The sequence below is a fragment of the Cellulomonas flavigena DSM 20109 genome (genome assembly GCF_000092865.1).
In the GTDB taxonomy this organism is placed as follows: Bacteria; Actinomycetota; Actinomycetes; order Actinomycetales; family Cellulomonadaceae; genus Cellulomonas; species Cellulomonas flavigena.
On sequence record NC_014151.1, the window covers coordinates 185,443 to 197,810 of the forward strand.

Here is a 12,368-nt window from a genome sequence, read left to right on the forward strand (position 1 = left end):
GTCAGTGCGCGTGCCCGTGCCCGTGCCCGTGCCCGGACCGGTTCGGCGGTGCGCCGACGGCCGCGACGGCCGCCACGACGGTCGTCAGCGGGATCGCCAGCACCAGGCCCGTCGCCCCCGCGAGGGTGCGGACGATCTCCTCGGCGAACGCGCCGCTGGTCAGCGTGACGAGCAGCGGCTGGTCGTACAGCTCGAGCAGCAGCAGCAGGGGCAGGGACGCGCCCGCGTACGCGAACGCGATCGTGTAGACGGTGGACGCGATGTGGTCGCGGCCGATGCGCATGCCGCGCGCGGTCAGCGTGCGCCACGACGCGGACGGGTCGGCGGCGCGCAGCTCCCACACTGCCGACGCCTGCGTGATCGTCACGTCGTTGAGCACGCCGATGCCGGCGAGCACGACGCCGCAGAGGAACACCCCGCGCAGCACGTCGACACCGTCCGCGCCGAGCGCCCGGGCGAGGGCGAAGGTGTCCTCCGACGTCACGGGCTGCAGCCGTGCCGCGTGCGCGCCCAGCAGCCCCAGCCCCGTGACCATGGCGAGGCCCAGGAGCGTGCCGACCAGGGCGGTCGTGGTGCGCACCGAGACACCGTGCGCGAGGTACAGGACGACGACGACGATGACGGTCGACCCGGACAGCGCGACCCCGAGCCCGTCATGACCCGCGACCAGGGCGGGCAGGACGTAGGCCCCGAGCACGAGGAACGCCAGCGCGAGGCCGACCAGCGCCCGGAGCCCCCGCAGGCCCGCGACGAGCGTCGTGACCAGCGCGAACGCGAGCGCGAACGTCCCCAGGGGGAGGGTGCGGTCCATGTCGTGCCACGCCCACACCTCGGGCTCGCCGTCCTGCGCGGGGTAGCGCTCGAGCAGCACGCGCGTGCCGGGCGGCACGTCCGTCGAGGTCACGCCGCTCGTGGCGAGGACGTCGACCTCGCGCCCGCCGGTGGTGCGCGCGGTGACCTCCAGGCAGTCGACCGTGGGCGGGACGGTCCCGTCGGGCAGGACGTCCTCGATGGTGCCGTCGCACGACCGCATGCGGGAGTCGACGACCTGCGCGCCGACGTAGTGGACGCCGGGGTCGACCAGGCCCGTCTCCGGCCCGTCGCCGCTGGGCCAGGTCAGCACCATCCCGACCGCCGCCGCGACGGCGGCGACGACCACGACCACGGCGAGCACGAGCCGCGTCGGCTCCCGCCGCGCACCTGGCCCGAGCGCGCTCGTGGGTGGCACCGACGGCGAGGCGGGCTGTGCGGACGGCGAGTCGGGCTGTGCGGACGGCGAGTCGGGCTGTGGGGACGGCGTGGGTTCGTTCGAGCTCACGCCCCGATCCTCCCCCGACCGCCACCCCGCCGGGGGCACGACGCCCCCACCCCAGCCCGCGAGAGAGCCATCCAGCCCCACCCCAGCCCGCGAGAGAGCAATCTGGTCACGAGGAGATGACGGGATTGCTCTCTCGGCCCAGGGGGTGGGTCAGTGGGAGTGCGTGGGGGCTGTGCCGCCCGGGGCGACGGTGAGCTCGTCGGGGACGACGTCGAGGCGGGCCGAGCGGTAGACCTCGCCCGTCAGGACGTCGACGGCGTGGATGCTGCGGGTGGCGGGCTCGGTGACGTAGGCGGTGCCGTCGTGGACGCGGACCGCGGGACGCGGCGTCTGCCACTCGGCCGGCTCCTCCCACGGCGCGACGACGGGGACGGACCGGACCAGCGCACCGGTCTCGGGGTCGATGACGTGCAGCGCGCCGTCGGTGCCGAGTACGAGCGCCTCGCCGGCGTCGCCGCGCGCCAGGGGGCGGAACGTGTAGGACGCGGGCAGGTCGACGAGCCGCAGTGTGGCGGTGCGGGTGTCGACGAGGGACACGCGGGTGGGCCGCTCGAGGTCGGCGTCGGGGTCGGACTTGTAGTCGCCGAGCACGACGGGCGAGGCGTCGCTGCCGGCCTGGTTGCCGATGCGGCCGTACGGGTCCGGGCTCGTGACGTGCGTGAAGGTGCCGTCGCGGTAGAGCAGCACGCCGTTCTCGCAGCCGATGGCGACGACGTCGTCCGCGGCGACCGACTCGCCGTGGACGCCGGGGCACTCGTCGGACGCGGCGATCTCGCGGCCGTCGGCGTCGAGCGCCCGGGCGCCGGTGCGCGCGTCCTCGGTGCCGTCCGAGACGACGAGCGTGCCGTCGTGCAGCTCGACGGCCACGCCGTGGTGCGCGTGCGGCGTCGTGTGGGTACGGGCGCCGGCCGCGTCGTCGGGCCCGTGGGCGACGTCGCCGGCGTCGAGCGCGGTGACGGTGCCGGTGCCGTCGTCGAACAGCACCGTGCGGCCGTCGTGCACGACGACGTGGCCGGGGGTGACGGCCGGGTACGTGACGTCGGTGAGCAGCGGGTCGACCGTGAAGTGGTGCGCGTGGTCGCCGTGCTCGTCGCTCCACGTGCCCGCGTCGAGCAGGCGGAAGCCCTCGGCGGTGCTGACGACGACGTGGCGACCGTCACCGGCCGGGTTGAGGCGCAGGTAGCCGTCGAGGGGCAGGTCGGCGACGACCTCGAGGGTCGTGGCGTCGAGCACCTGCACGCCGCCGTCGTAGGAGACGGCGAGGCGCGGGACCGCCGTCGCGCGCTCCTGGGCGGCGGGGGTCGTGGCCTGCGCGGTGGGGGTCGCGCCGGCGGGGGCGCCGTCGGCGGTGCCGGCGCAGGCTGCCAGGAGGGTGGTGGTCAGTGCCAGCGTGGCGGTGGCGGCAGCGCGGCGGGCGCGCGGGAGCGGTGCAGTGGTCATGGCGTGGCTGGGCGTGGCGCCCTGTCCTCTCGGTGGGGTTTGAGCGCCGCGAACCTAGCAATAGTGAGACCCAAGATCAATAAGACGGGACGGGCGCCCGCCCGGCCGGCGGCGAGACCTTCAGCGCAGGTCGAGGACCATCCGGTGCCCCCACGGGTACGACGCGTCGGTGACGAACCCCAGGTGCTCGTAGAACGCGATCGCCCGCCGGTTGCGGACGTCCACCCCCAGGTGCACCCCGGGCACCCCGCGCGCCCGCAGCTCGCCGGCCAGCGTCTCGATCAGCCGACGCCCCCAGCCCTGCCCCTGCAGTCGCGGCAGCAGGTCGATGTGCAGGTGGGCCGGCGCGGTGTCCGGCGGTCGCGACGGACGGGGGTCGTGGACGCGCCCGACGAGCACGTGGTCCTCGGTGCCGTCGCCCGGGTCCGCGCGCTGCGCGTACCGCTCGCGCAGCACGGGCCACCACGCGCGCTCGCACCACTCGTCGAACGCCGAGGTGTCCGCCGTCGCGACGACGTACCCGCCCACGCCGCGGCCGTCGACGACGACCCACGTCAGACCCGGGTCGGCCGTCGGGTACGGCCCGCAGTACACGTGCGCGAGCAGGTCGGGGTCGCGGTACAGCGACGACGCGTCCCGGCCGGCCGCACCCGTCAGCAGGCACACGCGGTACATGCCCGGCAGGTCGCTGGGGTGGAAGGGACGCAGCGTCGCGGTCACGCGCACGACCCTGCCACTGCCGGGCACCCGCGGCACGGCACGCCCCGGCGCGTCCGGGTTGAAGGAGCACACCGCGCAGCGGGTAGGATCGTCGCCGCAGCGCCTCAGGGCGCCGCGCGGGTGTAGTTCAATGGTAGAACTTCAGCTTCCCAAGCTGAGAGCGCGGGTTCGATTCCCGTCACCCGCTCCCCTTTCCCTGCACTCATGTCCGGCGCCGTTCCGGACCGGCTCACGCGAACCTCAGCCGGTCCATCATGAGGTCGGCCTCGTCCAGCACGTCGCCGGCAGCCCACGCCATGTCCCGCCGGGACTCGGTGATGCGCCGCAGGACGCCCGCCTCCTCCAGGCGCCCGATCGCCGCGTAGGCGCGGGCCGTCGACACCCCCGTCAGGCGTGCCACGTCGCCGGCGTCCACGACGGGGTGCTGCGGCAGCAGCCGGAGCAGCGTCTCCACGGCGGAACCGGCGCGGGCGTGCACCCGTTCCTGCCAGACGTCCGGCAGCTCGCGCAGGCGCTCGGCGGACACCGTCGCCTCGCGCGCCGACCGGCGGGTCGCGTCCGCGAGGAACAGCACGAAGGGCTCGACGTGTCCGTCCCGGTAGTCGTTGACGAGCCCGAAGTACCGTTCCCGCTCCGCGACGATCGCCGAGGCGACGGGCACTGCCATCTGACGGGTCAGCGAGCGGTACCGCCACAACGCGTTGATCAGGGATCGTCCGACGCGCCCGTTGCCGTCGGTGAACGGGTGGATGGACTCGAACTGGGCGTGCGCGACCGCCGCCTGGACGATCGGGTCGAGGTCCGTGCGACGCATGAAACGCACGAGGTCGTCCATCAACCCCGGCACGCGTGCAGGGGTGGGCGGGACGTGAACGGCGCCGCGGGGTGAGCGGTGGGAGCCGCCGATCCAGTTCTGCACCGTCCGCAGCTCGCCCGCGTGCCACTTCTCCTCGGGGTCGTCGGCCATCAGCGGCCGGTGCGCGGCGAGGATGTCGGCCAGGTCCACACCGTCCCCGGAGCGGTCGATCATCAGCGTGAGGCCGTCGATGGCACCCTTGACGGTACGCGCGGTCCGGGGCGCGCGGATGCCGAGCTGGGCGCGGGCGAGCTGGTCGACCGTGGTCAGCTCCTCCTCGATGCGCGAGGAGGCGATCGCCTCGGTCCGCAGCAGGAAGGGCTCGAGCGTGGTGACCTGACCGGCGTGGTTCCGCTCGAGGACCGCGACCTCGACGGCCGCAGCCCGGGCGTGCTCGATCGTGTCGCCGCCGACCGTCACGCGCAGGTCGGCGATGAGAGGCGGGATGGCTGCGTCGTACGTCGGAATCTCCGCGCGCCGTCCGCTCGCAGGGACCCAGGGCAGCGTCTCGCGGGTGTGGACGGGGAACGTGCGCGTGGTCTCGGCGTCCGTCATGTCGCACCTCCGTCAAGCGAGAACACTGGCACCATATTCTCGGTTGTGCCCAACAAGCGAGAACAAACTCGGCGTTGTTCTCGCTTGTGGCGTCCGGCCCGGTGAGCACCGTGTGGCGGCGGTCGGGCGTACCTCCCACGTCACGAACCGCATACCCCCAGGTCACGGACCGGCCACGCCGGACACGGAAGTCCATCGGTCCGGTCACGACCGGATGACGTCACCCATATGCCTCCCGCCCCGCCCCTAGCGTCACGCCCACCACGACGAGCAGGACGGGGAGGGCCGAGATGGGCGAGCACGGCAGGGTGACGGGTCTGGTGGCCATGGTGTGCGGGGTGGCGGTCGCGCTGGGGGCGTGCTCGGCCGGCGGTTCCGCGGACGGGACGGCCGACTGGGAGGGCAGCGGCGCGTACCAGCCCGGCCCGTACCAGGAGGACCTGCCGTACCCCGAGCCCGGCCCCACGGGGCCGACCGCCGCCGGCATGACCGACCCGGCGCGCGACGCGCTGTCGACGTTCGCGCTCGACGTGGACACCGGCGCGTACACCCGGTTCCGCGACGCGGTGCGGCAGGGGTTCTCCGTGGACCCGTTCGGGGTGCGGACCGAGGAGTTCGTCAACTACTTCGCGCAGGACTACGAGCCGCCCGCCGAGGGGCTGGGTGTGAGCATCGACGCGACCGCGCTGCCGTTCCGGCCCGACCACCGGCTCGTGCGCGTGGGCATCAGCAGCGCGCCGGCGTCGGCGGTGTCGCGGGCCGACGCGGACCTCGTGCTCGTCGTGGACTGCTCCGGCTCGATGGACGAGGCCGGGAAGATGGAGACCACGAAGTACGCGCTGCGCACCCTGGTGTCGTCGCTGCGGCGCACCGACCGCGTCGCGATGGTCTGCTACTCCACCGAGGCCGACGTCTACCTCGAGCCCACGCCCGTCGCCGAGCGTGAGGGCGTGCTCGCCGCGATCGACCGGCTGGCGCCGCGGGACTCGACGAACGCCGCCGCCGGCCTGGCGCTCGGGTACGACCTGGCGATGTCGATGCGCACCGAGGGGCGCCTCACGCGCGTCGTCCTGGTCAGCGACGGTGTCGCGAACGTCGGCGAGACGGACCCCGAGGGCATCCTCGCGCGCATCTCGTCGCAGGCGAAGGCCGGGATCAGCCTCATCTCGGTGGGGGTGGGCATCACGACGTACAACGACCACCTGCTCGAGCAGCTCGCCGACCAGGGCGACGGCTGGCACGTGTACGTCGACGGCGAGGCGGAGGCCGAGCGGGTGTTCGCCACCGGCCTGACGGGCTCGCTCGTCGTGGCCGGGACGGACGCCCGCGCGCAGGTCGAGTTCGACCCCGCGCAGGTCGCCGGGTACCGGCTCCTGGGCTACGAGAACAGGGCGGTGGCCGACGAGGACTTCCGTAACGACGCGGTCGACGGCGGCGAGGTCTTCGCCGGTCGCTCCACGACCGCGCTCTACGAGGTCGCCATGCGCGAGGGGGCCGGGGACGGGGCGTTCGTGCGGGCCACCGTCCGCTACCTCGACGACGACGGGCGGCCCGTGGAGCGTGACGCGTCGCTGAGCCGTGACGACTGCGCGGCGTCGCCCCGCGAGGCCTCGCCGCGGCTGCGGCAGGACCTCGTGGTCGCGCTGCTCACCGACCACCTCACCGACGGTCCGTGGTCGCAGGAGATCGCCCCGGCGGACGTGCGCGCCGAGGCGCGCACGTTGCTCGGGGTGCTCGACGGCGACCGGGCCGTCCAGGAGCTCGTGGAGCTCGTGGACCGGGCCACCACCTGACCTGCCCGACCGGGTGAGCACGTCCCCACATTCGTCCCACGATATGGACGCAGATGTGAGGATGATGTGAAGCCGGGACCTTCGGGACGTCACCCACGCGGCCCAGGTGCGCACGCTCGCAAGCGCGTCGACGCCCTGTCGGCGCTGGTCAGAGGCCTGGTCTCGGATCGGTTACGCCACCTGGGCGGTCCCCTGGGCCGCTGCTACGTTGGCTGCGGCCCAGGGGGAGGGGCGATGTCCGTCCGACGTCGCGGCCCCCCCGCACCGCCGCACCGGGTCGTGGTCGCGTCACGCACTGCGTGACGTCCGGTGCGCGGGCACGTGCTCCGGGTCCGGGGCCGCGGCCGCGGCACCGACCCGAGGAGCACCCGTGACCCGCTCGACCTCCGTCCGTCGCACCCGTCGCACGGCTGTCGTCGCCGCCGCGGCGGCCGCCGTCCTGCTCGCCGCCGGCTGCGCGTCCACCGCCAGCGCCGGGGGCAGCGACGAGCCCGCCCAGGCCGCCACCTACGCCGGCACCACCACCACGTTCGGCGAGTCGTACACGTACGCCAACGGCCTCGTGGTCGAGGTGAAGGCGCCCGCCGCGTTCGTCCCCTCCGAGGGTGCCGACGTCGCCGGCGCCGAGGGCGAGGCCGTGCGCGTGCGCGTCAACCTCATCAACGGCACCAGCAACGAGTTCGTCCCGGACAAGCTCGGCGTGACCGTCGTGTCCGGCGGTGTCGAGGCCACGCAGATCCTCGACCCGGGCTCGCGCATCGAGCTCACGGGCCCCAGCCGGCCGCTGGGCCGTGCGGACGTCGTCGCGTTCGACCTCGCGTTCGTCGTGGAGGACCCCGAGGACGTCACGCTCACGCTGACGCCCGCCCTCGGCGGCTACGACCCGGTCGTCTACACGATCGGCTGAGCGGGCGCCGACGACCGGGCCGGGGGTCCGCCGGGCCCGGTCGTCGGCAGCAGACGGCGGCCCGAGCGGGGCTGCGGCGGTCACTGCTGCACGCCCATCGGCGTCGGTGGACGACGTGGGCACGAGGGGTGGCACCGGCTTCGGTGCCACCCCTCGTCGTGTGCGTGGGCCCCTGGCGGGCGGCGAAGTCAAACCCACCGGTCACAAGGTGAGAGCCTGATGTGAATTGCCGTCGGCGAAGCGTTTAGGCACGTCGGATCGGACAAAACGGACGATAACTTCACCGTGTCGACGACGCATGCGGAGCGTCTCGTCCCCCTCCATCCGGCGCCGCGCGGTCGCGCCCGCGTGTCGCCGCCGTCGGGAGGGTCCGTCATGGCGGCGTGCCCGGGTGACCCGGTCGCGTCCGCTGCCGCCGAGCCCAGGGAGACCTACGCGTGACCACCGAAAGCCCCCACGGCAAGCGGGCGCTCGCCCCGACCCTCAGCTCCGTCCCCACACCGCGCTCCGGCGTCCCGACGACCGGCTTCGGTGTGTCGGCCATCAACACCCGCCCGGAGCTCGACCGTCCCGTCGAGGAGCCCGAGCGGCGCAGCCGCGCCGTCCTGGTGGCCGGTGCCCTCGTCGCCGCGGCCGCCGTCGTCGCGGCGGTCGTGGCCTTCCGGATCATGGTGCCCTCGATCCCCAGCGCCGAGGCGGCCGGAGCGAGCGTCGCGCGCGAGGAGGTGCGCGAGCGCCCCGGCAGCGTCGTGATGTTCGGCCAGGTGCACACCTACGGCGACGGGCTCGAGATCGCCGTCAACCCGCCGCAGCGGTACGAGCCGAGCGGTAACGCGACGGGCGTCGAGGGCGGCGTCCCGGTGAAGATGCAGGTCGTCGTCACGAACCGGACCGACGCGGCGTTCCGGCCGAACACCGTGCAGGTGAGCGCGACATCGGCGGGGCAGCCGGGCACCGCGATCTGGGACCCGGACCAGGGCATCGCCCTGACCGGCCCGGACGTGTCCATCCCGGCCGGGGCCTCCCTCCACTTCAACCTCGCGTTCACGGTCGCCGACCCGGGTGACGTGACGGTCGAGCTCACGCCGGCACTGTTCGGCTACGGACCCACGGTGGTGCAGCGTTGAGGGGCGCGAGCACGGCGTGAGGACGGCGGGTGCCGGGCAGGAGGAGCCCGGCACCCGCCGTCAGGTTGTCAGGCCGGGGCGCGGTCGCCGAGCCACGGCGCGAGGACGTCGGGCCGCCCGAGCCACGGCTCGTAGCCACGCCGCACCTCCGGCTCGCTGAGGACCAGCTCCGCGAACGCCTCGCGCAGCGCCGGTGCCTCGTCCCCCGTCCCCGTCACGACCAGCCGCGTGTCGGGCGTGCGGTGACCCCACGGCCCCGCGGCGCCGATGCTCAGCTGCCCGCCGGCGCCCTCCCACACGCACATCGTGTCGGGGCGGCTGGGCACGTGGAACCGCCCACGGCTGCGCACGCGCGGGCTCCCCAGGCGCTCGACGCCGTGCAGCAGGCGCTCGGGGTGGAACGGGCGGTCCGTGTGCAGGTCCAGGGTCCACACGCCGTTGCGGGTCGGGGCGCCGGGCACGGGCGCGACGTGCGCCGGGTCCAGGCGGCGCTCCGCGGTGGTGGGCGCGTGGTCGACCGCGGTGAGGTCCGGCAGTCGCACGCGGTGGCGGCCGTCGACGCGCCGGCCGTCGGTGGCGCGGACGTGGTCCAGCAGGTCCGACGCGACGGCGTGGACGCTGCTCGACCCCTCGACGAGGACGACGTCGGCGTGCCCGACCTGCGCCGCCAGCGCCTCGCCGACGGACCGGCGGTCGTCGTGGGTGAGCGCCAGGCCGCGCTCGTCGAGCAGGTCGTCCCCGAGCAGGTCGTGCTCGAGGGTCGCGAGGTCCACGGTCGTCACCGTGGTGCCCAGTCGCAGCGCGGCGAGGGTGTCGCCGGGGCGCATGGCCCAGCCGAGCGCGCGCACGACGGGCAGCGGCTCGGCGCTCACCGGGAGCGCGAGGACCACGGTGTCCCACGGGCCGTCGGCGAGGCGGTGCAGGGTGGGCACCGCGTCCTCCCGCACGGCGCACGACAGGCAGGCGTGCTCGAGCGGCAGGACCTCGTCCTCCAGCACGCCGGTCGCGTCGGCGACCACCCGCCGCAGCGTGCCCTCCTCGTCGTCGTGGATGTCGTGCCGGACGGCGACGGTGCGCGGTGCGTCGAGCAGCAGCGACATGAGGGTCGCGTCGCGTTCGACCGGGTCGACGCTCGACAGGACGACGACGGGGGTGCGGGGCATGGGCTCCTCCTGCAAGGTGCGAACAGTTCTCAGTATGGACGAGAACCATAATCAATAACTAGCGTCGTGCGCCATGAGCAACCACTGCCAGGTCCTGGGCAAGGCGCCGACCTTCGGGCGCACCGTGTCCCACTCGGGCCGCCGCACACCCCGGCGCTTCGTGCCCAACATCCAGCGCCGCCGCTACTGGGTGCCCTCGCTCGGGCGCCACGTGCGCCTGCGCGTGTCCACGGACGGCATCAAGGTCATCGACCGCCGCGGCATCGACGTCGTCGTCGCGGGCATCCTGCGCCGCGGGGAGAAGGTCTGATGGCCAAGCGCCTGGACCTGCGGCCCGTCATCAAGCTGCGGTCCACCGGCGGCACCGGGTTCACCTACGTGACCCGCAAGAACCGCCGCACCACCCCCGACCGGCTCGTCCTGCGCAAGTACGACCCGCAGCTGCGCCGGCACGTCGACTTCCGCGAGGAGCGCTGACATGGCCAAGACGTCCAAGATCGCCCGCGACGCCCAGCGCCGCGAGGTCGTCGCCCGGTACGCCGCCCGCCGTGCCGAGCTGCGCGCCACCTCGGTGAACCCGCACCTCACCGAGGACGAGCGGATCGCCGCGCGCGCCGAGCTGCACGCCCAGCCGCGCGACGCGAGCCCCGTGCGCCTGCGCAACCGTGACCTGGCCGACGGCCGCCCGCGCGGCCACCTGCGCAGGTTCGGGCTCTCCCGCGTGCGGTTCCGTGACATGGCGCTGCGCGGCGAGCTGCCCGGCGTCACCACGTCGAGCTGGTGAGGGGACACCCGCAGCGCACGGTCATGGACACCGCCGGACGCGTCGAGAAGTTCCACCGGCGCTACGGCACCCCGCAGCGAAAGCAGCCGTCGGATCAGGAGGACAGCAGATGAAGGTGCGTGCGTCGCTCGCGTCGCTGAAGAAGAAGGACGGGTCGATCGTCGTGCGGCGGCACGGCAAGACCTTCGTCATCAACAAGCGCAACCCGCGGTGGAAGGCGAGGCAGGGCTGATGGCCGTCCCCAAGCGCAGGACGTCGCGCTCGCGCACCCGCTCGCGCCGCGCGCAGTGGGTCGCGACGCCCACCCCCCTGACGCGCGTGCGGGTCGACGGCCGTGACGTCGTCGTGCCCCCGCGCCTGGTACCCGCGCTGCGGCGCGGGCTCATCGACCCGCAGGGGCTGCCTCCGGCGCCGTGAGCCGGTCGTCCGTCGCCGCGTCCTGGTCCGGGGCGGCGGCGCTGAGCCGCACGAACGTCGCTGCCAGTGCCGTCGTCACCGGGATCGCCAGCACCAGCCCGATCGACCCGACCAGTGTGCGGACCACCTCCTCGGCGATCTCCCCGCTGGTCAGCAGGCCCAGCAGGTCCCGGTCGGACAGGCTGACCAGGAGGACCAGCGGCAGGGCCGCGCCGACGTACGCGAAGACGATCGTGTAGACGGTCGACGCGATGTGGTCGCGCCCGATGCGCATCCCCTGCGAGAACAGCGAGCGCCACGGCCGTCCCGGGCTCGCCGCGTGCAGCTCCCACACCGCCGACGCCTGCGTGATCGTCACGTCGTTGAGCACCCCGAGCCCGGCCAGGACCATCCCGCAGACGAGCACCGACCGCAGCCGCACGTCGGGGGCCACCGACATCAGGTCGAGCGCGTACTCCCCGGACAGGCCCGTCAGGTGCGCGGCGCCGCCGGCCCACGCCGCGATCGCCGCGGTCGCGACGAGCCCCACGAGCGTCCCGGCCAGCGCGGTGGACGTCCGCACCGACACCCCGTGCGCCAGGTACAGCACGGCGAACATGATGACGACGCTGGTCACGAGCGCGACGGGGACGGCAGGCCGGCCGGTCAGCAGGGCCGGCAGCGTGAAGCCGGCCACGACCCCGAGCCCGAGGCCCATGCCGACGAGCGCGGCCAGACCGCGCCAGCGGGCCACGACCACGACGAGCAGCACGAAGAGCCCGGCGAGCAGCGCCATGGGCGGCCCGCGGACGAGGTCGACGAACACGTGCTGGGTGGTCATGGCGTCGGGGTCGGCGGTCGGGTCGAACGCGATGGCCGCGACCTGCAGGCGCGCGGCGCGCACCACGTCACCCGGCGTCAGCTCCGGCACGTACTCGGTGGGCACCTGCAGCCCGACCTCGGTCCCGTCCGCCAGGCGCACGGTCGCCTGGTCCTGCTCGGGGGAGGCCGGATGGACCTCGACGACCTCGCCCCGGACGTAGGTGACGCCCGGCCCGTCGGTGGCGAACTGCGGGGGGCGCGCCTCGGGGTCGGGCCAGAGCCACCACGCGCCGACGGCGGTGAGCACGGCCACCGGCACGAGCAGCAGGGCCAGGAGCGTGCGGGCGCGGCGAGCGGACGCGGGGCGCAGCACGAGGGGGCCGTGCGCGTGGGCGTGACCGTCCGCGGTCCTCACGTCGCGCTCCTGCGTCGGTGTCGCGTCGTCCGTCCTCGTCACCGGGCCAGCCTCGACGATCCCGACGGCGGG

The 12,368-nt window shown here is 74.4% G+C and carries 14 protein-coding genes and 1 tRNA gene; 9 read left to right on the top strand and 6 right to left on the bottom strand.

The annotated features are described in order from the left end of the window. Position 1 precedes the first annotated feature (1 nt). The 3 genes from CFLA_RS00755 to CFLA_RS00765 all read right to left on the bottom strand — a co-directional run bounded on the left by CFLA_RS00755 (position 2) and on the right by CFLA_RS00765 (position 3,478). On the bottom strand, positions 2-1,228 hold the full coding sequence (locus CFLA_RS00755; RefSeq protein WP_245530278.1) for a YibE/F family protein: 1,227 nt from the start codon (positions 1,226-1,228) through the stop codon (positions 2-4). Between the two features lie 240 nt (positions 1,229-1,468). Next, a complete protein-coding gene (gene aztD, locus CFLA_RS00760; protein WP_013115405.1) occupies positions 1,469-2,758 on the bottom strand; it encodes a zinc metallochaperone AztD in 1,290 nt (429 codons plus the stop codon). A 120-nt stretch (positions 2,759-2,878) separates the two neighbouring features. After that, the gene (locus CFLA_RS00765; RefSeq protein ID WP_043599425.1) at positions 2,879-3,478 is read right to left on the bottom strand and encodes a GNAT family N-acetyltransferase; all 600 of its coding nucleotides are present in this window, start codon (positions 3,476-3,478) and stop codon (positions 2,879-2,881) included. A 116-nt stretch (positions 3,479-3,594) separates the two neighbouring features. Between CFLA_RS00765 and CFLA_RS00770 the strand changes: the two genes are divergently transcribed. Next, positions 3,595-3,665, top strand: a tRNA-Gly gene (locus tag CFLA_RS00770). A gap of 42 nt (positions 3,666-3,707) precedes the next feature. On the opposite strand, the gene CFLA_RS00775 is transcribed toward CFLA_RS00770, so the two are convergent. Beyond that, complete coding sequence (locus CFLA_RS00775; RefSeq protein ID WP_013115407.1) at positions 3,708-4,889, bottom strand: Fic family protein; 1,182 nt, start codon at positions 4,887-4,889, stop codon at positions 3,708-3,710. A 290-nt stretch (positions 4,890-5,179) separates the two neighbouring features. On the opposite strand from CFLA_RS00775, the gene CFLA_RS00780 reads away from it, so the two are divergent. The 3 genes from CFLA_RS00780 (at position 5,180) to CFLA_RS00790 (ending at position 8,716) form a co-directional block, all read left to right on the top strand. Then, positions 5,180-6,682 carry a vWA domain-containing protein gene (locus CFLA_RS00780; RefSeq protein WP_013115408.1) on the top strand — a complete coding sequence of 501 codons (1,503 nt, stop codon included), beginning with the start codon at positions 5,180-5,182 and terminating at the stop codon, positions 6,680-6,682. A 370-nt stretch (positions 6,683-7,052) separates the two neighbouring features. Further along, a complete protein-coding gene (locus CFLA_RS00785) occupies positions 7,053-7,589 on the top strand; it encodes a hypothetical protein (protein WP_013115409.1) in 537 nt (178 codons plus the stop codon). Positions 7,590-8,026: 437 nt separating this feature from the next. Beyond that, positions 8,027-8,716 carry a hypothetical protein gene (locus CFLA_RS00790; RefSeq protein ID WP_013115410.1) on the top strand — a complete coding sequence of 230 codons (690 nt, stop codon included), beginning with the start codon at positions 8,027-8,029 and terminating at the stop codon, positions 8,714-8,716. Between the two features lie 68 nt (positions 8,717-8,784). On the opposite strand, the gene CFLA_RS00800 is transcribed toward CFLA_RS00790, so the two are convergent. Further along, positions 8,785-9,879, bottom strand: a complete 1,095-nt coding sequence (locus CFLA_RS00800) for a CobW family GTP-binding protein (protein ID WP_013115411.1) — start codon at positions 9,877-9,879, stop codon at positions 8,785-8,787. Positions 9,880-9,952: 73 nt separating this feature from the next. Here CFLA_RS00800 and rpmB point away from each other — a divergent pair, with 73 nt between their 5' ends. From rpmB to rpmF, 5 genes are all read left to right on the top strand, one after another. Beyond that, complete coding sequence (gene rpmB / locus CFLA_RS00805) at positions 9,953-10,189, top strand: 50S ribosomal protein L28 (RefSeq protein WP_013115412.1); 237 nt, start codon at positions 9,953-9,955, stop codon at positions 10,187-10,189. Next, complete coding sequence (rpmG, locus tag CFLA_RS00810) at positions 10,189-10,356, top strand: 50S ribosomal protein L33 (protein WP_013115413.1); 168 nt, start codon at positions 10,189-10,191, stop codon at positions 10,354-10,356. Before rpmB ends, rpmG begins: the two co-directional genes overlap by 1 nt. Before the next feature lies 1 nt (position 10,357). Next, entirely contained in the window at positions 10,358-10,663 is a 306-nt protein-coding gene (gene rpsN, locus CFLA_RS00815; RefSeq protein WP_013115414.1) for a 30S ribosomal protein S14, read from the top strand. A gap of 109 nt (positions 10,664-10,772) precedes the next feature. Then, positions 10,773-10,895: a type B 50S ribosomal protein L36 gene (ykgO, locus tag CFLA_RS00820; RefSeq protein ID WP_013115415.1), complete on the top strand. Its 123-nt coding sequence runs from the start codon at positions 10,773-10,775 to the stop codon at positions 10,893-10,895. Beyond that, complete coding sequence (gene rpmF / locus CFLA_RS00825; RefSeq protein WP_013115416.1) at positions 10,895-11,080, top strand: 50S ribosomal protein L32; 186 nt, start codon at positions 10,895-10,897, stop codon at positions 11,078-11,080. Before ykgO ends, rpmF begins: the two co-directional genes overlap by 1 nt. Here rpmF and CFLA_RS00830 read toward each other — a convergent pair. Continuing rightward, a complete protein-coding gene (locus CFLA_RS00830) occupies positions 11,046-12,338 on the bottom strand; it encodes a YibE/F family protein (RefSeq protein WP_245530279.1) in 1,293 nt (430 codons plus the stop codon). The two genes, rpmF and CFLA_RS00830, sit on opposite strands and share 35 nt — an antisense overlap. Positions 12,339-12,368: the final 30 nt, after the last annotated feature.

Bases quoted from the DNA above. Each gene is read 5' to 3' on its own strand.
- aztD (WP_013115405.1), bottom strand. From the start codon at position 2,758: ATGACCACTGCACCGCTCCCGCGCGCCCGCCGCGCTGCCGCCACCGCC.
- CFLA_RS00775 (WP_013115407.1), bottom strand. From the start codon at position 4,889: ATGACGGACGCCGAGACCACGCGCACGTTCCCCGTCCACACCCGCGAG.
- CFLA_RS00780 (WP_013115408.1), top strand. From the start codon at position 5,180: ATGGGCGAGCACGGCAGGGTGACGGGTCTGGTGGCCATGGTGTGCGGG.
- CFLA_RS00800 (WP_013115411.1), bottom strand. From the start codon at position 9,879: ATGCCCCGCACCCCCGTCGTCGTCCTGTCGAGCGTCGACCCGGTCGAA.
- rpmB (WP_013115412.1), top strand. From the start codon at position 9,953: ATGAGCAACCACTGCCAGGTCCTGGGCAAGGCGCCGACCTTCGGGCGC.
- rpmG (WP_013115413.1), top strand. From the start codon at position 10,189: ATGGCCAAGCGCCTGGACCTGCGGCCCGTCATCAAGCTGCGGTCCACC.
- rpsN (WP_013115414.1), top strand. From the start codon at position 10,358: ATGGCCAAGACGTCCAAGATCGCCCGCGACGCCCAGCGCCGCGAGGTC.
- ykgO (WP_013115415.1), top strand. From the start codon at position 10,773: ATGAAGGTGCGTGCGTCGCTCGCGTCGCTGAAGAAGAAGGACGGGTCG.
- rpmF (WP_013115416.1), top strand. From the start codon at position 10,895: ATGGCCGTCCCCAAGCGCAGGACGTCGCGCTCGCGCACCCGCTCGCGC.